This window comes from Pseudomonas sp. SORGH_AS_0211 (assembly GCF_031453455.1).
In the GTDB taxonomy this organism is placed as follows: domain Bacteria; phylum Pseudomonadota; class Gammaproteobacteria; order Pseudomonadales; family Pseudomonadaceae; genus Chryseomonas; species Chryseomonas aestiva.
This window is the reverse complement of the sequence record NZ_JAVIZV010000001.1, coordinates 1,220,090-1,238,330: the sequence shown is the minus strand read 5'-3', so window position 1 is coordinate 1,238,330 and position 18,241 is coordinate 1,220,090. Positions and strand designations below refer to the sequence as shown.

The following is an 18,241-nucleotide window of genomic DNA, read 5'->3' as shown; positions in this document are numbered from 1 at the left end:
CCCAGGTCCGACAACGGTCATCCCGGGAAGACTCCTGCCGTCGATCAGACCTTGCGCAGCACCACGCTGCCGATGGAATAGCCGGCGCCAAAGGAGCTGAGCACGCCCAGGCTGCCACTGGCCAGGTCCTCGTGGTGCAGATGCATGGCAATGACCGAACCGGCCGAACTGGTATTGCCGTAGGTGTCGAGAATCACCGGCGCCTCGCCGGACTCGGGTTCGCGGCCCAGCAGGCGCTTGACGATGAGCTGATTCATCGCCAGGTTGGCCTGATGCAGCCAGAAGCGCGAAACCCGCGCGACGGGAATATCCAGCTCGGCCAGGTGATTGGCGATCAATTCGGCCACCAGCGGGCAGACCTCCTTGAACACCTTGCGCCCTTCCTGGACGAACAGCTTGTCCGGATGGGTCATGCCCTCCTCCGCCGCGCGGTTGAGGAAGCCGAAGTTGTTGCGGATGTTGTTGGAGAATTGGGTGAACAGCCGGGTCCCGAGGATCTCGAAGCGGTGCGCCGAGGTCGCCTGGTCGGCGCGCTCCACCACCAGCGCGGTGGCCGCATCGCCAAAGATGAAATGGCTGTCGCGGTCGCGGAAATTCAAATGGCCGGTGCAGATCTCCGGATCTATCACCAGTACCGCCCGCGCCTGGCCCAGTTGCACGGCGTTGGCCGCGGTCTGCAGACCGAAGGTCGCCGAGGAGCAGGCGACGTTCATGTCGAAGCCGTAGCCCTGGATCCCCAGTGCGGCCTGGACCTCGATGGCTACCGCTGGATAGGGACGCTGGAGGTTGGAACAGGCGACGATGACGCCGTCGATGTCGGCGGCCGTTCGCCCGGCGCGTTCCAGGGCCTCGCGTGCGGCAGCGACACCCATCTCGCAGAGGATCGAGGGCTCGTCGTTGGAACGCTCGGGGATATGCGGGACCATGCGCGCCGGATCGAGGATGCCGGCCTTGTCGACCACATGGCGGCTGCGGATGCCGGAGGCCTTCTCGATGAAGGCGGCGCTGGATTCCGGCTGGGGCGCCAGGCTGCCCTGGGCGATGGCTTCGGCATGCTCGGCATTCCACTGGCCAGCCCACTGGTTGAAGGACGCAACCAGCTCGTCGTTGGAAATGCTTTCGGGCGGCGTATAGAGCCCACTACCGCTGATGACCGCGTGCTGCACGGCTATTCCTCTTGTTGTCGGGATGACGCCGTGCCAGTTTGCCGCAAATCCGGGGTGGACGCCCGTGCAATCTCAGCGCCGATTGGCGGCCTCGGCGGCGCGCAGGACGTCGCTGCCCACTTCGCTTTCATACCGCTTGATCAGGGGCGCCACCGCCGCGCGCCAGGCCTCGCGCTCGGCAGCCGTCGGCACCAGGATCTTGCTGGTATTGGCCGCCGCTACCCGCTCGCGGGCCCTGGCGTTGATGGCTTCGGCATCGCGATTCACCGATTGGGACACCTCTTCGAGGATGGCCTCCAGCTCGCTGCGGATCTCGAAGGGCAGCCCGCTCCAGAAGGCGGTGTTGGTGATGAGCATATAGGTGAGAAAGCTGTGGTTGTCCTCGACGATATAGGGCTGCACGGTATTGATCTTCTGCCCCAGCAGATTCGACCAGGGATTCTCCGCCCCCTGCACCTTGCCGGCGCGCAGGGCGTCGTAGACCTGGGCGAAGGGCAGCTTGACCGCCTGGGCGCCCAATTGCTGGTAGTAGGCCGCCAGCACCTCGGAGGACTCGACGCGGAAGGTCAGGCCCTTGAGGTCGGCGGGGACGTGGATTTCCCGCGTGGCCGAGAGCTGCCGGCCACCGTTGTTCCAGTAGGCCAGCCCGGTGATGCCGTGGGGGACCAGGCTGCCCAGCAGTTCGCGGCTCTTGTCGCGGCGCTGGAAGCGCTTGACCGCCTCGATGTTGTCGAACAGAAAGGGCAGATCGTAGACCCTGAGCGGCTTGGCCAGGGCGTTGAGCTTGGAAACCGAGGGCGCCAGCAGCTGGACCCGATTGCTGCGCAGGGCCTCCAGCTCGTCGGCATCGCCCACCAGGCTGGAATTGGGATAGACCTCGATCCGGACCTTGCCGGCCAGCCGCTCCTGCACCAGCTTCTGCACCTGCAGGGCTCCGCGGCCCTTGGGCGTATCGTCCGTCACCACATGGGCGAACTTGATGACGATGGGCTCGGCCACGGCAAAGGGCATGGACAGGGCAAAGAGTGAGCCGGCCACGGTGGCGAAGAAGGTCTTGATCATGGGATTCCCTGCGTTGAACGATCCATCGGATCGCCCGCGCGACCCCGGTCGCGATGCGTGCGCGACGCAATCACCTTAGCAGTCGCGGCGGGAAAGGCTGGTCAACGGAGGAAAACGGCACGACGAGTGTGCAAGAAAGGCGGATCAGGGGTAGGGACAGCGCCGCCGAAACGGCGCCAGGAAACCATCAGGGCGAAATGGGATCGCTTGCGGGGAAGGTTTCCTCGACGGATTCGTCGAGCTGTTCCTCGCTCACCTCGTCTTCATCGTCGGCGACGGGCGGATCGTTCGGCTGCTGCTGGGCATGGACGGCATTCATGGCAAGTCTCCGGAAAGGGAAGGGTCTGCAGGGCTGAATGCTTCCAGCCCTGTAGCGTTAGTCATGACTATGCAGACGGACGTTCAGCTCGTCGACGATCGGTGCCCAGTCGGCGTCGCCCATGATCTCGTCCTTGAGAAAGGACTTCTGCGCCGGCGACCAGAAGTCGGCTTCGGATACCTTGACCGCGTCGGGCAGCGGGGAATGGCTGGCGATGAAATCATCGATGGCAGCCGGATCGGAGTCCAGGCCCAGTTGCTCGAAGAGGGTCGTCAGATCGTGAACGGGAAGTTCCATGGGGGTCTCCAGGCGGTTATCGGTCGTTACGCTCAGGTATCTAGAAAGACGCCAGCCTCAAGGGGTTCCCCCGCCTTAATAAATCCTTCAGCGTCGAACCTTAAGGTACGCCCACGTTCCGCCAACTAGGGCCTCCGCCATGTCGCTTCCCGTCTCTTCCATTCAATTCACCGCCGCGCCGCGTCGCATCCTAGTTACCGGGGCCACCGGCTTTCTCGGCGGCGCCGTCACCCTGCGCCTGCTGGAGCTGGGCCATGTCGAAGGGCTGAGGTTCCTGGTCCGTGCCGCTACCCCGGCGGAAGGCCTGGAGCGCCTGCTGCAGAATCTGCGCGTCCATGACGTCGACGAGCGCCTGGCAGCCCTGCTCAAGCCCGAACAGATCCTCTGTGGCGACCTGCTCGACACCCACTGGATCGACGCCGCCAAGCCGCTGCTGCAGACGCTGGACGAGGTCATCAACTGCGCGGCGGTGGCCTCTTTCTCGCGCAATCCGAAGATCTGGCCGGTCAACGTCGAAGGCACCTTCGCCCTGGCCGAGGCGTGCGCCCAGTCGCGGCGCCTGAAGCGCTTCCTGCATGTCAGCACCGCCATGGCCTGCGGCCCGCAGCGCCAATCGCCGGTCGCCGAGACCTGGGACTTCCCCGAACCGGACCAGCAGCTGGTGGACTACACCGCCTCCAAGGCCGCCATCGAGCTCAAGCTGCGCAACGAGCTGCCGCTGCTGCCCCTGGTGGTGGCGCGCCCCTCGATCGTGGTGGGTCATCGTCGTTCGGGCTGCAAGGCGTCGGGCAGCATCTTCTGGGTGTTCCGCATGGGCTTCGCCCTGGAGCGCTTCACCTGCGGGCTCGATGAGCAGATCGATGTCATCCCGGTGGACTACTGCGCCGAAGCCCTGGTGGAACTGGCGCTCAAGCCCAAGCTGAACTACAGCCTGTACCACATCTCCGCGGGCAACGCCGGCGCCTGCACCTTCGGCGAAATCGACGAAGCCTATGCCGGTGCCATGGGCGACGCCCCGGTCGGCGAGCGCTATCGCCAGGTGGACAGCGCCGACCTCAAGGAGCTGGCCGCCGACTTCAACGAGCGCATCGGCCCGGCCAATCCGCGCCTGGTACTGCGGGCGCTCAAGCTGTACGGCGGATTCGCCGACCTCAACTACCTGTTCGACAACCAGCGCCTGCTCGACGAAGGCATCGCCGCCCCGCCGCGCTTTACCGACTACCTGGATGTCTGCGTGCATTCCTCGCGGGACATCAGCATTCCGGCGCAGATGCAGTGGGATTTCAAATGAGGCGCGTGCCCGGTGCTGGCAACTGCCGGCACCGGGCCCTGCTCAGACGGTATCCTTCTCCGGTGAATTCAACCGCGAATCCCGCACGATGTCGCTGACCGAGGCATAACCCCCGCGGGCATCGCGCAGCATGGTGCGCAGGTTGCCTTCGATCGTGTTGCAGATGGTGCCCATGGTGATCTGGTGCCGACTGCGCTGGAAGGGATTCTGCAGGTCGGTACCGACCTTCTCCATGGCCAGGAAGATGAAGCCCACCACCGTGGAGGCCAGTGGCGTGTACCACTGCAGGCTTTCCACCAGGCCGATGGGCATGAGCACGCAGAACAGGAAGATGAACAGCCGCGGGAAGTTCACATAGGGATAGGGCAAGGGCGTGTTGGCGATGCGCTCCATGCCGCCTTGCCAGTTGGACATGTCGACGAAGGTGGCCTCCAGTCGCTCCAGGCGAATGCTGTCCAGCCGACCCGCGCGGTATTCCAGGGCGATCAGGCTGGAGGAGCCGCTGAGGATGGCATTGGCGAAGTTGTTGGTCTCCTTGCGCATGGCCCACTCCTCCTTGCCCAAGTAGGTACGGACTTCCTTGGGCAGCGGATCGCCGCTGAGCTGGCAGGCCAGGCAGCGGACATAGGCCAGGTGGCGCTCGATGAGCACCGTCTTGATCGCATTGAAATGCTCGTCGCCATCGTCGATGAGCGTCAGCACCTGGCGGGTGAAGCTGCGCGAGCTGTTGACCATGCCGCCCCAGAGCGTGCGTGCCTCCCACCAACGCTGATAGGCACTGGTGTTGCGAAAGCTGGTCAGCACGATCAACGCCGAGCCGATCAGCGTCAGCGGAATATTGGGCAACTGCGCCCGTTGCTCGACCAGCAGCATGTAGTCGGCGGTAACGGCGATGTCCCACAGCAACAGCCAGAAGACCGACCAGCCGACGTAGGTGAAGGTTTGCCGAAGGAATGTCAGGATGCGGTGGAAATAGCCCAAGGTGATAGTCCTTAGCGCGTGAAAGAAGGGGTGCCGCCATAGGAACCTGGGGTCGGACGCAGGTTCAAGGCAAGCGTCTGGAGCGCGGATCGCCGCCCAATTCACGTAATTGACCGGTGGCCATTCCATTTCCGGATATGAACGGCCATCCGGTCGCGGCCTGACGCCCATCGAGGCGGCGGGACCTGACCGGGCGCCGGAACGCCCAGGGATATCCACACCGGCACCGAACATCCGCGCCCGGGTGCGGTCCGACGCACACCATGCCCTTCCGGAGCACTGCCATGACCGCCACCCCGCGCGTTCGTCTGGATGTCTGGAGCGATTACGTCTGCCCCTTCTGCTACCTGGAACTGCCCCAGCTGGTGCGTCTGCAGGAGGAATTCGGCGACCAGTTGGCCATCGAGTGGCATGCCTTCGAATTGCGCCCCGAGCCCACGCCCACTCTCGATCCCGCCGGCGACTACCTGCGCCGGACCTGGGATCGCGCCGTCTACCCCATAGCGACGGAGTACGGCATGGTGCTGCGCTTGCCCCCCGTGCAACCGCGCAGTCGCCTGGCGCTAGAGGCGGCGGAGTTCGCCCGCGAACACGATCGCTTCGATGCCTTCCATCTGGCGGTCTTCCAGGCCTTCTTCGAGGAGGGCCGCGATATCGGCGAACTGGACGTGCTGCTCGAGCTGGCGCGGCGCAGTGGTCTGGATAGCGACGCCTTGAAGGCCAGCCTTGCCCGTGGCGATCACACCGACCTGGTGCTGCATGCCGAGGATCGCGCCGAAGCCCTGGGCATCACCGCGGTACCGACGCTGCTGTTGCGCTCCGCCGGGGCGCCCGTCGAAGCGGCTCGGGCGCTGGATGGCGCGGTGCCCTTCGCCCAATTGGCGGCGGCCGTCCGGGCGCAGCTGGAGGCGGCCGGCGCCTAGCGCTGCGCGTCCGGCATCAGCTCGGGGAAGAGCACCTCGGTAAAGCCGAAGCGGGCGAAATCCTGGATCCGCGAGGGATAGAGGCGCCCTATGAGGTGATCGTATTCGTGCAGCACCACCCTGGCATGAAAGCCCTCGGCGTCCTGGTCGACGGCGCGGCCGTCGCCATCCACGCCGCGATAGCGGATCCGCCGTGGCCGCGGCACCTCGCCACGCAGTCCGGGAATCGACAGGCAGCCTTCCCAGCCCAGTTCTTCGCGGGCGTCCAGCACCTCGATCCGCGGGTTGATCAGCACCTGCAGCGGCACCGGCGCCGCGTCGGGATAGCGGGCATTGCGCTCGAAGCCAAAGACCATCAGCTGCAGGTCCTCGCCGATCTGGGGCGCCGCGAGGCCCACGCCACCGGCGGCGGCCATGGTGTCGAACAGGTCCTGGATCAAACCGTGCAGCTCGGCCGAGCCGAAGCGCTCGGCCGCCACCGGCGGTGCCACCCGCAGCAGGCGCGGATCGCCCATCTTCAAAATGTCGCGAATCATGCGAGGATTCCTCCCTTGGCCGGTCCAGCCGCCGGCGTTTCGCCAGGAGCTTAAACCAGATGTCTTCCCTACTGCTCGCCAGCGCACTCGGCCTCGGCCTGAGTACAAACCTCGCCCAGGCCGAGGACGCCACCCTCGCCGCCCGCCTGGATCCGATCCTGGAACGCGCCGTCGCCCAGCAGCGTATCGTCGGCACGGTGGTCATGGTCGCTCGTCAGGGCCAGGTGGTGTATCGCCGCGCGGCCCGGTTTCGCCGATCGCGAAGCGCAGCGGCCGATGCGCGAGGACCAGCTGTTTCGCTTCGCCTCCCTGACCAAGCCGCTGGTGGCGGTGACGGCCCTGCGCCTGGCGGACCAGGGGCGCCTGGATCTGCAGGCCCCGGTGAGTCGCTACCTGCCCTACTTCACCCCGCGGCTGGCCGACGGCACCCCGGCCGTACCCACCCTGGTGCAGCTCCTCAGTCATACCGCCGGCCTGCACTACGGCTTTGGCGAAGACTCGAACGGTCCCTATCATCGCGCCGGGGTCTCCGACGGCCTGGATGGGGCTCCGCTGACCCTGGAAGAGAATCTGCGGCGCCTGGCGGGTGTGCCGCTGGACTTCAAGCCGGGCACCCAGTGGCGCTACTCCCTCGGGCTGGACGTGATGGGCGGCGTGCTGGCGGCCGCGACCGGGCGACCCCTGCCCGAGGTCGTCCAGCAGGAGGTGGCCGCGCCGCTGGACCTGCACGATCTGAGCTTCCACGTCAGCGACGCCGGGCGCCTGGCCACGGCCTATCGCGACGGCTATCCGCGCCCCGAGCCCATGAGCGAGCCCTATCTGCTGCCCATGCCCAAGGGTGGCATCCTCTATTCGCCGGCGCGCGCCCTTTCGGCGCAGGCCTTCGCCTCGGGCGGTGGTGGCATGCAGGGCAGCGCGGGCGACTATCTCGCCTTTCTGGAAGCGCTCCGCCAGGGCAAGCTGCTCAAGCCGGCCAGCCAGCGCCTGATCATGGAAGACCAGATCCCGGGGCTGCAACGCGACGATGCGCCGGGCTGGGGCTTCAGCCTGGGCGCGGCGGTACTGCGCGATGCGCGGGTGGCCAGGACCCCGCAGGCGCCCGGCACCCTGCAGTGGGGCGGCGTCTACGGCAATGCCTGGTTCATCGATCCGGCGCGAGAGCTGAGCGTGGTGATCCTGACCAACACCGCGATCGCCGGCATGAGCGGGCCCTTCCCCGAGGCCATCCTCGCCGCCCTCTACCGCGCGACTGAGCGGACTCCAGGCGCGCCTGGAGCGCCTGCAGCTGCTCCTGCAGCGCGGCATGCTCGTGCTGCAGGGCCTGGTAGCTGTCGGTGACGGCATCGGTATCGATGAACACCTGCTCGATGAATTCCTTTTCCACCAGGGTCCGCGACAGTTTCGCCCGTTCTGCTTCGAGGCTTTCGCGCAGGGTCTCCAGCTCCTCCTGCAATTGCCCTTCCCCCTCGGGCGAGGCCGCGGCGGCCGAGGTAATCGGCTGCTGTCGCAGCCGTTGCAGGTCGTCGCCGAGTCGCTGGACCGTTGCCTTGAGCTGATCGCGCTCGTGGCGCATTTCCAGCAGCGTGCCCTGGACCCGGTCATGCTCGAGACTCAGGCGCTGCAGCTTCGCCTCCGCGCCGCGCATCTCGCGATTCTGCACGTGCAGATTGGTGACCAGCTTGTGCGCCCGGTCCAGCTTGGACTTGAGATCGTCCAGCTTGAATTCGAGATGCTCGCGGTGGGCCAGCAGGTCGTCGATATAGGGCTGGTTGGTCTTCTTCCAGTCCGGATAGTCGTCGCCCTCGACCCCGTCGAGACGGCCCACCAAGTCCAGGCTGTCGCTCATGGCCCGGCCCAGGGGTTCGACATCCGCCTGCCGCGCCGCGTCGATCAGGCTGGCCGCGGTCTCGGCCTGACTGGCGAGCGGCACCGCCTCGCCGGGCTCGAGAGTCTCGCGCTCTTCGCTCGCCGCTTCAGGACGCGGAAAGAGCCGCTGCCAGAGCAGCGCCAGGACCAGGGCGATGAGCAGCACGTTGGACAGGGTGACCAGCAAGAAGCCCCATTCGACGAAGCGCGAGTCGTTCATTCCCTAGCTCAACAGGAAGGCGATGAAGCCGTCGCCGAGCCCGGGAAAGGACAGGCTGAAATCGGCGCGTCCATTGTTCTGCCGCCAGAGGCTGTAGAGCTTCTCGAAGGGCTTCTGCACCAGGTGACTGGTGCTCAGCACCAGCGGCGCCCCGCCCTTGCCGGCGGAGATCATGCCGCTGAGGTCGGCGAGGAAGGCGGTGGCGTTCTCGTAGATCTCGCGGCTCAGGGTCGCGCTGGCGATGGCCGCATGGATGGCCGCCGGCGAGAATCCGGCCAGAGCGCCACCGAGAATGCAGGCCGCATTGAGGTCCAGCAGGCAGACGGCTTCCAGTGCCTTGCTCTGCGGATGGCCATAGATGCCGATCACATAGGGCAAGGCCAGCCGATCGACCGGGATCGGCGCCATGGGCTCGATCTGGCAGACGATGGACGAGAGGCCAAGCAACTGGCGAATACGCTGTGGATCGGGATTGAAGCGGGTCGGGATCGGCAGGCTCTCGCGACCGGAGGATTCGATGGCCTGTTCGGCACTGGCGCCGTCCTGCAGCACGGTGAGCACCGCCTGCTGCAGGGTTTCCTGAGCGAAGGGCTTGGTCACGACAAAGGCCGCGCCATTGCGGTAGGCCGCCTCGATGTTGCGCGCCGAGGACTCGGTGGTGACAAAGCCCACATGGATATCGGCGCCCACCCGCTGGCGGATCGCCTGGAGCAACTCCAGACCGGTCATCCCGGGCATGTGCCAGTCGGTGAGCACCAGGTTGGGGGTCCAACTCTCCAGCAGCGTCACGGCTTCCTCGCCGGTGGACGCCACGCGCAATTCGATATCCCTGTAGCCGGTATTCGCCAGAATCCGCTTGATGATGGTCTGGACCGCTCGACTATCGTCTACCACGAGGAACTTCATGTTCCATCCCTGAATAATGAACACCGCGTTATCCCTCGGTGATTGCCCACCTCGGGCGCCAGTATGGATCACACATCAGATATCACATGGCCAGTATCAGCTGAACGGCGACCTTTTTGCGACGGCTTGTCATCGGCAACTGAAAGGTATTCGTCCAACGCAGGATACGGCAATTCGAGGACCGTACAATATAACCTCAACAGCTCTAGCTCCGAGGTCTGGACGCGCTCGTCCGCCTTGATCAGGCACAGCAGCCCCTCCAGCACCAGGGTGCGCGCCGCGACGCTCAGCAGGCCGAGCTGCGCCAGGGCACCATCCAGCGCTGGACGCCAGGGATGCGGGGGCTCGTAGGCACGATGCAGGCTGGGAAAGGTGCTGGCGACGGCCAGCAGAAAGGCTCGCCGAGCGGCCTGGACGTCCCTGTGGTTCTGTTCGGCGGCCACCGCATAGAGGGTGAGCACCGCGGCCTGGGCCTGGGCAAGCGTTCCCCGCCCCGACAGCCGCTGACGCCCGGGCGCCAGACTGCCGATCAGCTGGCGCTGGATGATGCGCGCCAGGCAGTAGCGGGAAAGATCCAGTTCAGGCGCAGCGGCGAAGCCTGTCTTGAGGTCGACGAGCACCTGGCGCAGGGCTGGCCGCGGCAGTTGGCGGATGGCCGGAAAGGTCAGCTGGGCAACCGGCAAGCGCAGCGACGGATGCAGGCTGTCGGCCCACTGCTGCCCTGCCCCGCCGTCGGTTGCCGACGGGCTGGCAGCCAGCGCCAGCAGCAACTCCGCCGCCTGCCGGGGTTGCCGCACGAAAGCCTGCAGGGTCGCGGGAATGTCCCGCCAGGGCGCGGCGATCGCTTCCGCCGCGAGCGGGGGCGCGGCGGACACCGGCGGCGCCACGTCGGATGCCGGATTGCCCGCGACATGGGCAACACCCATGGGCAGCAGGGCCTCGGCCCGGAGTCGCTCGAGCTGCCATTCGTCGAATCCTGGTTCCAGCTGCCGGATCCGTTCCAGGACCGGGGGATGGGTGGCGAACCAGGAGGCCTCCGAATCGCCCAGCACCATGTGGGCGACGCTGCGCGCCCGGCGGTGATAGAGCCGCCCCTGCAGCGGATGGGCCGCGATCTTCTTCAGGGCATTGGCCAGCCCCTGGGGCTGGCGGGTGAACTGCACGGCGGAGGCATCCGCCAGGCGCTCGCGCGAGCGCGCCGCCGCGGCCTGGATCAGATTGGCGAAAAACAGCCCGCAGCCGCCGATCACCAGCAGCAGGATGCCCAGCAACCAGCCCAGCAGGTGGTTGCCAGTGCCCCGGCCGGTGGCCGAGCTGCGATCGGAGAACAGTTCCCGCCCCAGGTCGGCGATCAGGCTGATGCCATGCAACCAGCCCAGCAGACGCAGATTCAGGCGCATGTCGCCGTTGAGCAGATGACTGAATTCGTGGGCGACCACCCCCTGCAATTCATCGCGGGTCAGCTGTTTAAGGGCGCCGCGGGTCAGGCACAGGGTCGCATCGGCCGGTCCGTAGCCGCTGATGAAGGCATTGATGGCCGGTTCGTCCGGCAACAGGTAGAGGCGCGGCACCGGGATGCCGGCGGCCAGGGCCATCTCCGCCACCACATTGTGCAACTGGCAGGTCCCGGGGTCGGCCTGATCGTCCAGGGGCAGCGCGCCCAGCCGCCTGACCACGGCCTCTCCGCCCAGGCGGGCGAGTTGCCGGACCTTCCAGCAGGAGGCCGCGGCGATGATGGCGGTGAACACCAGCCCGGTCTTGACCAGCGTCGCCTCGCGCCCACCCAGATAGTCGATCACCTCCCGTGGCAGGAACACCAGGGCCAGGCCGGCGCTGGCCAGCGCCATGAGCAGCACCACCAGGGCCAGCAAGGCGAGACAGAGCCGCGTGCGCCGACGCGCCGCGGCCTGGTCTTCGAGAAAGCGCACGCGCTCAGCTCAGGCTGATCCGCGGTGCCGGGCGGGCGCCTCCGTCCGGCAGGGCCAAAGGTTGCGCCAGGCGGAAGCCGAAGCGCTTGGCGACCAGCGAGCCGGGAAAGGTCTCGCAGCGATTGTTGTAGTCCATCACCGCATCGTTATGGGCCTGGCGCGCACAGGCCAGGCGATTTTCCGTGGAGCTCAGCTCTTCCATCAGCTGCAGGACGGTCTCGTTGGCCTTGAGCTCCGGATAGGCTTCGCTGACGGCGAACAACCGCCCGAGGGCGCTGCCCAGCCCCTGCTCGCCCTGCTCCAGAGCGGCCAGCGCAACGGGATCTTCCGGTCGGGTCTTGGCCTGGTGCAGACCTAACTGCGCCTGCTGCCGCGCCGCCATCACCGCCTGCAGCGTCTCGCGCTCGTGCTGCAGATAGCCCTTCACCGCCTCCACCAGATTGGGGATAAGTTCGTGCCGGCGGGTGAGCTGGACATCGATCTGGGCGAAGGCGTTGCGATAGGCGTTACGCGCCGTGATCAGGGCGTTGTAGAGGCTGATCGCGAATAGACCAATGGCGACCAGGGCAGCCAGCAGGAGCAGCAGTTTCATCGAATCGTCCTTGAAGGTGCTGAGAATCCCCAGTCTAGGGACAAGCAGCGCCGACGGTTGCGCAGCGCGACGGAGGTGACGGTTGAGGGGATGGCTGGTGATCAGGCGTCCTACACCACCGCTCAGGAGGAGGAAGGCGCACCCGCGTCAGTCGGATGGCGCGGCATTGAGTCCGCCTTGCGACCGGGCTGTAGCTCCAGCAAAAGGGCGTCACGCTCCTGGCGCAGCTGGGCAAGGCTGGTCTGGGTCCGGGTCAGCTCTTCCTGCAGCCGCTGGGCGTGGGCCTCCGAGGCGCGCAGTTCGCGATTCTGCGCGCGCAGGCCGGTCACCACCTTGTGCGCCCGGGTCAGCCGCATGACCATGTTGTCCACCTTGAGCTCCAGGGCTTCGCGGTGCGACAGCAATTCCTCGACGTAGGGGTCGTCGCTTTTCTTCCACTCGGGATAGTTGGCGTCGTACACCTCTTCCGGCCCCTCGTCGAAGAGATCGACGTTACGGTTCGCCGCCGGGCCGCTGCTAGCGGGGACCGCCGGTGGCTGGGCAACCGCAGGCAGACTGTCGACCGCTTCGGAAACCGGCGGTGCCTGCTCGTCGCTGGCAACCTCGACCCTGGATGCCGCGTCGTTGGCGACATAGCGCTGCCACAGGAGAAACACCACCAGGGCGATCAGCAGGATATTGCACAGGGTTATCAGGACGAATCCCCAATCCATCAGCTGTGCATGACTCATCTGCCGCTCCGCGCTCTTCCGGTGATTAGGGCCTGGGTACCGTTCGAAACGCCCTGCCCATCCTGTCGGCGGCGGCGCCTCGTTCTGCAGCTGATTTGAATACAGCTGGCAGCCTAAAGCATCTCTATCAGCCCAGCGGCTTCAGAGCGGAGACGAGCTGTCAGGCACGGGGCATGCGCTGCCTTTTCGCGGGCGGAGCCGGGAGCTTTGGCTGCGGAGAACAGCTGGACGAAAAAAAGCCTGACGCTGGGCGTCAGGCTTTGGGGTAGCGGGCGAGGTCGGGCTTCGCAGGGCTCAACCCAACCTACGGATGGTCCTACGCCAGGCTCTTGCTCACCACCTCGTAGACGTCGCTGGACAGCTCGCCGCTGGCCAGGATGCGCTCCAGCTCGGCGCGCATCAGTGCCTGGCGTGCGGGACCGTATTTCTTCCAGCGGGTCAGGGGCGTAAGCAGGCGCGAGGCGATCTGCGGATTGAGCCGGTTGAGGGTGATGATCTGGCCGGCCAGGAAGCGATAGCCGCTGCCATCTTCGGCGTGGAAATTGACCAGGTTGGCGTTGGCGAAGGCACCGATCAGCGCCCGCACCTTGTTGGGGTTCTTCAGGGTGAAGACCGGGTTCTCCATGAGTGCCTGGACGCGCGCCAGACCGCCCGGCAAGGAGCTGGAGGCCTGGACGCTGAGCCAGGTGTCCATCACCAGCGGATCGGCCTTGAATTCCTCGAAGAAGCGCGCCAGCACCTCGGACTTTTCCTGCTCGAAGCCGGAGTTGACCAGCGCGCCCAGCGCGGCCAGGCGCTCGGTCATGTTGTCGGCGTGCTCGAATTGCTCCAGGGCGGCGTCGCGCGCCTCCGGCTCTTCCAGCAGCATCAGATAGCCCAGGGCGGCGTTCTGCAGGCTGCGGCGAGCGATATGGTCGGCGCTGGCCTGGTAGGGCGTGGCGCGCGAGGCTTCGCGGGCACGGCGATAACGCTGCCAGAGCACGTCGCGCAGGGACTCGGCGATGGCTCGCCGCGCCTGGCGACGAGCACCGTGGATGGCACCCGGATCGGCCTGCTCGGACAGCTCCACCAGGTAGGCCTCGGACGGCAGCGACAGCATCTCGGCGACCATGGCCGGGTCGAGGGACTCGTCCGCGGCCACCGTACGCAGGGCCTCCACCAGCCGCGTGTCCAGCGGCTCGCCAGCGATCATGCCCTGCAGCACCTGTACCGCCAGCTGCTGGCCGGCGTCCCAGCGATTGAAGCCGTCGCTGTCGTGCTGCATGAGGAAGGTCAGCTGCTCGCGACTGTAGGGGAAGCTGAGCTTGACCGGGGCGGAGAAGCCCCGCAGCAGCGAAGGCAGCGGTTGCTCGGGCACATCGACGAAGGTGAAGGTCTGCTCGGCCTGGGTGACCGACAGCACCCGGTCGGTACCCTGGGCGGAGCTCTCACCGTCCAGGCGCAGCGGCAGGTCGCGGCCCTGGCCGTCCAGCAGCCCCAGCTGGACCGGGATGACGAAGGGCTCCTTGGTCGGCTGGCCCGGAGTGGGCGGGCAGCTCTGGCGGAAGGTCAGGCGATAGGTCCTGGCCGCCGCATCGTACTGCTCGCTGACCGCCAGGCGTGGGGTGCCCGACTGGCTGTACCAGCGCTTGAACTGGCTGAAGTCGGCGCCGTTGGCGTCTTCCAGGGCCTTGATGAAGTCGTCGCAGGTCACGGCCTGGCCATCGTGGCGCTCGAAGTAGAGATCGGTGCCCTTGCGGAAGCCCTCCGGCCCCAGCAGGGTGTGCAGCATCCGCACCACCTCGGCCCCCTTCTCGTACACCGTCAGGGTGTAGAAGTTGGAGATCTCGATGAAGTGATCCGGGCGCACCGGGTGGGCCATGGGGCCGGCGTCCTCGGCGAACTGGTTGGTGCGCAGGAAGGCCACGTCCTCGATGCGCTTGACCGTGGGCGAATTCATGTCGGAGCTGAAGCCGGCGTCGCGGAACACGGTGAAGCCTTCCTTGAGCGACAGCTGGAACCAGTCGCGACAGGTCACGCGGTTGCCCGACCAGTTGTGGAAGTACTCGTGGGCGACGATGGCCTCGACGCGCTGGTGGGCGGCGTCGGTGGCGGTGCGCGGACTGGCCAGCACGGCGCTGGAGTTGAAGATGTTGAGCCCCTTGTTTTCCATGGCGCCCATGTTGAAGTCGTTCACCGCGACGATCATGAAGATGTCCAGATCGTATTCGCGGCCGTAGACCTCCTCGTCCCAGCGCATGGACTTCTTCAGGCTGTCCATGGCGTGCTGCAGCTTGCCGATGTTTTCCGGTTCCACATAGATGCGCAGGGCCACGTCGCGACCGCTACCCGTGCGATAGCTGTCTTCCACGGACCGGAGGTCACCGGCCACCAGGGCGAACAGATAGGCCGGCTTGGGGAAGGGATCTTCCCAGGTCGCCCAGTGACGTCCGCCCTCGGCGTCGCCGCTGGCCACGGGATTGCCGTTGGAGAGCAGGATCGGGTACCTGGCCTTGTCGGCCTCCACCGTGGTGGTGAAGACGCTCATCACGTCCGGCCGATCCAGGTAGTAGGTGATCTTGCGGAAGCCCTCGGCCTCGCACTGGGTGCAGAACATGGTGCCGGAGACGTACAGCCCTTCGAGAGCGGTATTGCTTTCCGGATGGATGCGCACCGCAGTCTTGAGCACGAAGGCCTCGCCCTGCGGCTGCAGGGTCAGGCTGCCCGCCTCGACCTGGTAGTCGCTCGCCGCCAGGGTCTGGTCGTCCAGCGCCACCGTCAGCAGTTCCAGTTCCTCGCCATGCAGCACCAACGGCGGCAAGCCCGCGCCACGCGTCGGGTTGCGCTGCAGGCGCAGCTCGGCATGCACCAGGGTCTGGTCGTCATGCAGCTCGAAGCGGAGGCGGGTTTCCTCGATGAGGTACTCGGGTGCCTGGTAATCCTTCAGGTAGATGGTCTGGGGCTGGTCGGTGCGCATGGCTTACGTCCTTACATCTCTGCTGCGGAGGCGGACACGGCCAGCTGATAGGCCGTGTACTTGCGAATGTTGATCACGCCGGTATCGAACATCAGGTATTGACCCTTGATGCCCAGCAGCGTGCCTTCCACCACGGGGGTCTTTTCCAGGTCATGGCTGACCACCTTGGTGGGATAGACCGTCACCGGATAATGGATCTCGATGGGCGCCATGTCGACCACCGGCTGGATCGCCTGCAGGCCGAAGCGACCCTGGAGATCGTCCAGGCCCTGGGCACAGGCATCGAAGATCCGCTCGCGCACCGCGACCAGGTCTTCCGGCGCGGCCACGCCCTTGAGCATGGCCCGCCAGTTGGTGCGATCGCCTACCTGGCTGCGCAGCACGTCTTCCACCAGGCCGGACTGCTGGCGGGTGGCGACCCTCAGGATCGGCAGCGCCTGGTAGGCGCCCTGGTCGATCCAGCGGGTGGGCAGCTGGGTGGCGCGGGTGATGCCGACCTTGAGGCCCGAAGAATTGGCCAGGTAGACGATGTGGGGCACCATGCAATAGGCCTCGCCCCACTCTGGCTGGCGGCAGGTGCCGTGTTCGTAGTGGCACTTCTCGGGGCTGACGATGCAGCTGTCGCACTGGGCCAGGGCGGTGAAGCAGGGATAGCAATAGCCCTGGCTGAAGCTCTTGCGGGTCTTGCGTCCGCAATGGGTGCAATGGATGGCACCCAGGTATTCGAGCCGCACGCGACGGCCGATCAGCGGATTGACCGGCACCTCGCGCTCATCGAGGCGAAAGGCATAGTTGACGGGGTCGGCCAGGGTCACGGCCATCTTGCGCAGGGCGCCACGGCCCAGTTCGGTCATCACGGTGGGAATTTCTCTGTTTCTAAAAGACGCGAGGCGCCTCTTCGCGACGAAGGGCGCCTCATCGTTGGCTCGGCGGGATCAGTGAATGGCGTCGGACTTGAACAGGATGTTCTCGATGGGCACCGACTTGGAGGCGCACTCCTGGGGACCCATGTAGCCGGTCCGCTGGTCTTCGGGCAGGTGCTTGGCCTCGTAGGCGATCACCGCCTGCAGGCAGAGCTCGACCTGGTCGCGACTGAGCTTGCGGCCGTCCGGCCACTTGCCGATCTCCACGGCCAGCTTCAGGCCCTCGTAGATATCGGGGGTGATGTTTTCCAGCATCTGGGCGAAGGATGTCGACATGGGTCGCTCCGGACTCTAGTGAACCGTCAGTTTACCGGGCTGCCAGCGACGGTGCACCTGGCCTGGTTCAATGGTGGTCATAGGTTGTTTCTGGGCTCCAGGCCCAGGGTCGCGGTAGGTCGGGTTGAGACGGCTCCCTCGTCGAAGCCCAAGGGTGACGATGCCGATTGGGCCGTTGGGCTTCGCTGCGCTCAACCCAACCTACGCGGGTGCGTATCCCGTAGCGTGGAAAACGACACAGCCTCTATCCCCGAGTCATCCGAGGTAAGGCCTACCCTCCAACAGGTCTGAACCCTGGCACCTGGCCGCCATCAGAGCAGGAAGCGCTTTCTGGAGACCCCATGCCTGCCTACCACTCCCTCATCCTCGCCGGTGTCGAACTCTGGCTGCTCGCGGAAAAGGCCATCTACTGGCCGGCACGCCAGGCGTTGCTGGTGGCGGACATCCATTTCGGCAAGGCGGCGGCCTTCCGGGCCCTGGGCCAACCGGTGCCCCACGGCACCACCGCGGGCAACATCGCCCGACTGGATAGCCTGCTGGCTCGGTACGACTGCCAGGAGATCATCTTTCTCGGTGACTTCCTGCACGCCCCGGAATCCCGCGCGCCTCTGACCCTGGACACCCTGGAGCGCTGGCGGGAACACCAGGCCCATCTGCGGCTGCTGTTGATCCGTGGCAACCACGATCGCCGTGCCGGAGATCCGCCCGCCGCCCTGGGCATCGACGTGGTGGGCGAACCGCTGGAACTGGATGGTCTGTCGTTGCAGCACGAACCCGATCCGCACCCGCGCTTGCCGGTGTTGGCCGGCCATATCCATCCGGCCTTTCGCCTGCAGGGCCGCGGGCGCCAGGCGCTGCGCCTGCCCTGCTTCTGCCTGGAAAATGACGAGGTGCTAATCCTGCCAGCCTTCGGCGATTTCACCGGCGGGCACCTGCTGGCACCCGATCCGGCGCGACGGATCTTCGTAGTGGGGGATGGCGGTGTCTGGCCCTTGCGCTAGCGCCAGATACCCAGGAGATCAGCCTTCTTCGGTGATCCCGGTGATGGTGATGCCGTGGCGCTCCAGCAGGGCTACCGTGGGCTCGTCGTAATCCCGTGGCACTTCGCTGTCGTCGTACTCTTCCAGGGCATCGTCACGGACGATCTGGGCGACCCGCTCCATGTCCGGCTTCTGGTCAGCATCGGTGGTGACCACCGAGGTATTGCCATCAACGTTGCTGTAAGCAATTTTCCACTTCGACATCTCAGGACTCCTCACACGAAAACG

At 66.1% G+C, this 18,241-nt stretch carries 18 protein-coding genes and 1 pseudogene; 4 read left to right on the top strand and 15 right to left on the bottom strand.

What is annotated here, in order from left to right; genetic code table 11:
- Window positions 1-44: 44 nt before the first annotated feature.
- The 4 genes from QE393_RS05715 to QE393_RS05700 all read right to left on the bottom strand — a co-directional run bounded on the left by QE393_RS05715 (window position 45) and on the right by QE393_RS05700 (window position 2,844).
- Window positions 45-1,166 carry a beta-ketoacyl-ACP synthase III gene (locus QE393_RS05715; protein ID WP_273809438.1) on the bottom strand — a complete coding sequence of 374 codons (1,122 nt, stop codon included), beginning with the start codon at window positions 1,164-1,166 and terminating at the stop codon, window positions 45-47.
- 72 nt (window positions 1,167-1,238) lie between these two features.
- A complete protein-coding gene (locus QE393_RS05710) occupies window positions 1,239-2,228 on the bottom strand; it encodes a DctP family TRAP transporter solute-binding subunit (protein ID WP_273809436.1) in 990 nt (329 codons plus the stop codon).
- 187 nt (window positions 2,229-2,415) lie between these two features.
- Window positions 2,416-2,547 (bottom strand): hypothetical protein, encoded by a 132-nt coding sequence (locus QE393_RS05705; RefSeq protein ID WP_007162893.1) that lies wholly within the window; start codon window positions 2,545-2,547, stop codon window positions 2,416-2,418.
- Between the two features lie 57 nt (window positions 2,548-2,604).
- Window positions 2,605-2,844, bottom strand: a complete 240-nt coding sequence (locus tag QE393_RS05700) for a DUF2789 domain-containing protein (protein WP_273809433.1) — start codon at window positions 2,842-2,844, stop codon at window positions 2,605-2,607.
- Between the two features lie 139 nt (window positions 2,845-2,983).
- Here QE393_RS05700 and cprA point away from each other — a divergent pair, with 139 nt between their 5' ends.
- Window positions 2,984-4,135 carry a cationic peptide resistance protein CprA gene (gene cprA / locus QE393_RS05695; protein ID WP_273809431.1) on the top strand — a complete coding sequence of 384 codons (1,152 nt, stop codon included), beginning with the start codon at window positions 2,984-2,986 and terminating at the stop codon, window positions 4,133-4,135.
- 42 nt (window positions 4,136-4,177) lie between these two features.
- Here cprA and QE393_RS05690 read toward each other — a convergent pair whose 3' ends face one another.
- The gene (locus QE393_RS05690) at window positions 4,178-5,116 is read right to left on the bottom strand and encodes a bestrophin family protein (protein ID WP_273809429.1); all 939 of its coding nucleotides are present in this window, start codon (window positions 5,114-5,116) and stop codon (window positions 4,178-4,180) included.
- A 284-nt stretch (window positions 5,117-5,400) separates the two neighbouring features.
- Here QE393_RS05690 and QE393_RS05685 point away from each other — a divergent pair, with 284 nt between their 5' ends.
- Window positions 5,401-6,039 carry a DsbA family protein gene (locus QE393_RS05685; RefSeq protein WP_273809427.1) on the top strand — a complete coding sequence of 213 codons (639 nt, stop codon included), beginning with the start codon at window positions 5,401-5,403 and terminating at the stop codon, window positions 6,037-6,039.
- On the opposite strand, the gene QE393_RS05680 is transcribed toward QE393_RS05685, so the two are convergent.
- Window positions 6,036-6,575 (bottom strand): peptide deformylase, encoded by a 540-nt coding sequence (locus tag QE393_RS05680; RefSeq protein ID WP_273809424.1) that lies wholly within the window; start codon window positions 6,573-6,575, stop codon window positions 6,036-6,038. The two genes, QE393_RS05685 and QE393_RS05680, sit on opposite strands and share 4 nt — an antisense overlap.
- A gap of 59 nt (window positions 6,576-6,634) precedes the next feature.
- On the opposite strand from QE393_RS05680, the pseudogene QE393_RS05675 reads away from it, so the two are divergent.
- A pseudogene (locus QE393_RS05675) lies at window positions 6,635-7,823 on the top strand (serine hydrolase domain-containing protein); the annotation flags it as partial.
- Here QE393_RS05675 and QE393_RS05670 read toward each other — a convergent pair.
- The 8 genes from QE393_RS05670 to QE393_RS05635 form a co-directional block, all read right to left on the bottom strand.
- Complete coding sequence (locus QE393_RS05670) at window positions 7,717-8,661, bottom strand: hypothetical protein (RefSeq protein ID WP_310042513.1); 945 nt, start codon at window positions 8,659-8,661, stop codon at window positions 7,717-7,719. The pseudogene QE393_RS05675 and the gene QE393_RS05670 sit on opposite strands and share 107 nt — an antisense overlap.
- A 3-nt stretch (window positions 8,662-8,664) precedes the next feature.
- Window positions 8,665-9,567: a response regulator gene (locus QE393_RS05665; RefSeq protein WP_273809420.1), complete on the bottom strand. Its 903-nt coding sequence runs from the start codon at window positions 9,565-9,567 to the stop codon at window positions 8,665-8,667.
- A 68-nt stretch (window positions 9,568-9,635) separates the two neighbouring features.
- A complete protein-coding gene (locus QE393_RS05660) occupies window positions 9,636-11,495 on the bottom strand; it encodes a M48 family metalloprotease (protein WP_273809419.1) in 1,860 nt (619 codons plus the stop codon).
- Between the two features lie 4 nt (window positions 11,496-11,499).
- Window positions 11,500-12,087: a LemA family protein gene (locus QE393_RS05655; protein ID WP_273809417.1), complete on the bottom strand. Its 588-nt coding sequence runs from the start codon at window positions 12,085-12,087 to the stop codon at window positions 11,500-11,502.
- Window positions 12,088-12,209: 122 nt separating this feature from the next.
- The gene (locus QE393_RS05650; protein ID WP_310042510.1) at window positions 12,210-12,818 is read right to left on the bottom strand and encodes a hypothetical protein; all 609 of its coding nucleotides are present in this window, start codon (window positions 12,816-12,818) and stop codon (window positions 12,210-12,212) included.
- Between the two features lie 316 nt (window positions 12,819-13,134).
- Entirely contained in the window at window positions 13,135-15,774 is a 2,640-nt protein-coding gene (gene pepN / locus QE393_RS05645; RefSeq protein ID WP_310042506.1) for an aminopeptidase N, read from the bottom strand.
- Between the two features lie 11 nt (window positions 15,775-15,785).
- Window positions 15,786-16,628 (bottom strand): DUF2797 domain-containing protein, encoded by an 843-nt coding sequence (locus QE393_RS05640; protein WP_273809650.1) that lies wholly within the window; start codon window positions 16,626-16,628, stop codon window positions 15,786-15,788.
- An 81-nt stretch (window positions 16,629-16,709) separates the two neighbouring features.
- A complete protein-coding gene (locus QE393_RS05635) occupies window positions 16,710-16,973 on the bottom strand; it encodes a YeaC family protein (protein WP_007162881.1) in 264 nt (87 codons plus the stop codon).
- A 341-nt stretch (window positions 16,974-17,314) separates the two neighbouring features.
- Between QE393_RS05635 and pdeM the strand changes: the two genes are divergently transcribed.
- Window positions 17,315-17,974, top strand: a complete 660-nt coding sequence (gene pdeM / locus QE393_RS05630) for a ligase-associated DNA damage response endonuclease PdeM (protein ID WP_310042505.1) — start codon at window positions 17,315-17,317, stop codon at window positions 17,972-17,974.
- 18 nt (window positions 17,975-17,992) lie between these two features.
- On the opposite strand, the gene QE393_RS05625 is transcribed toward pdeM, so the two are convergent.
- Complete coding sequence (locus QE393_RS05625) at window positions 17,993-18,217, bottom strand: hypothetical protein (protein WP_027602825.1); 225 nt, start codon at window positions 18,215-18,217, stop codon at window positions 17,993-17,995.
- Window positions 18,218-18,241: the final 24 nt, after the last annotated feature.

Excerpts from the sequence above, each read along its gene's own strand:
- QE393_RS05710 (WP_273809436.1), bottom strand. The coding sequence starts at position 2,228 with ATGATCAAGACCTTCTTCGCCACCGTGGCCGGCTCACTCTTTGCCCTG.
- QE393_RS05705 (WP_007162893.1), bottom strand. The coding sequence starts at position 2,547 with ATGAATGCCGTCCATGCCCAGCAGCAGCCGAACGATCCGCCCGTCGCC.
- QE393_RS05700 (WP_273809433.1), bottom strand. The coding sequence starts at position 2,844 with ATGGAACTTCCCGTTCACGATCTGACGACCCTCTTCGAGCAACTGGGC.
- cprA (WP_273809431.1), top strand. The coding sequence starts at position 2,984 with ATGTCGCTTCCCGTCTCTTCCATTCAATTCACCGCCGCGCCGCGTCGC.
- QE393_RS05685 (WP_273809427.1), top strand. The coding sequence starts at position 5,401 with ATGACCGCCACCCCGCGCGTTCGTCTGGATGTCTGGAGCGATTACGTC.
- QE393_RS05680 (WP_273809424.1), bottom strand. The coding sequence starts at position 6,575 with ATGATTCGCGACATTTTGAAGATGGGCGATCCGCGCCTGCTGCGGGTG.
- QE393_RS05670 (WP_310042513.1), bottom strand. The coding sequence starts at position 8,661 with ATGAACGACTCGCGCTTCGTCGAATGGGGCTTCTTGCTGGTCACCCTG.
- QE393_RS05665 (WP_273809420.1), bottom strand. The coding sequence starts at position 9,567 with ATGAAGTTCCTCGTGGTAGACGATAGTCGAGCGGTCCAGACCATCATC.
- QE393_RS05655 (WP_273809417.1), bottom strand. The coding sequence starts at position 12,087 with ATGAAACTGCTGCTCCTGCTGGCTGCCCTGGTCGCCATTGGTCTATTC.
- QE393_RS05650 (WP_310042510.1), bottom strand. The coding sequence starts at position 12,818 with ATGAGTCATGCACAGCTGATGGATTGGGGATTCGTCCTGATAACCCTG.
- pepN (WP_310042506.1), bottom strand. The coding sequence starts at position 15,774 with ATGCGCACCGACCAGCCCCAGACCATCTACCTGAAGGATTACCAGGCA.
- QE393_RS05640 (WP_273809650.1), bottom strand. The coding sequence starts at position 16,628 with ATGACCGAACTGGGCCGTGGCGCCCTGCGCAAGATGGCCGTGACCCTG.
- QE393_RS05635 (WP_007162881.1), bottom strand. The coding sequence starts at position 16,973 with ATGTCGACATCCTTCGCCCAGATGCTGGAAAACATCACCCCCGATATC.
- pdeM (WP_310042505.1), top strand. The coding sequence starts at position 17,315 with ATGCCTGCCTACCACTCCCTCATCCTCGCCGGTGTCGAACTCTGGCTG.
- QE393_RS05625 (WP_027602825.1), bottom strand. The coding sequence starts at position 18,217 with ATGTCGAAGTGGAAAATTGCTTACAGCAACGTTGATGGCAATACCTCG.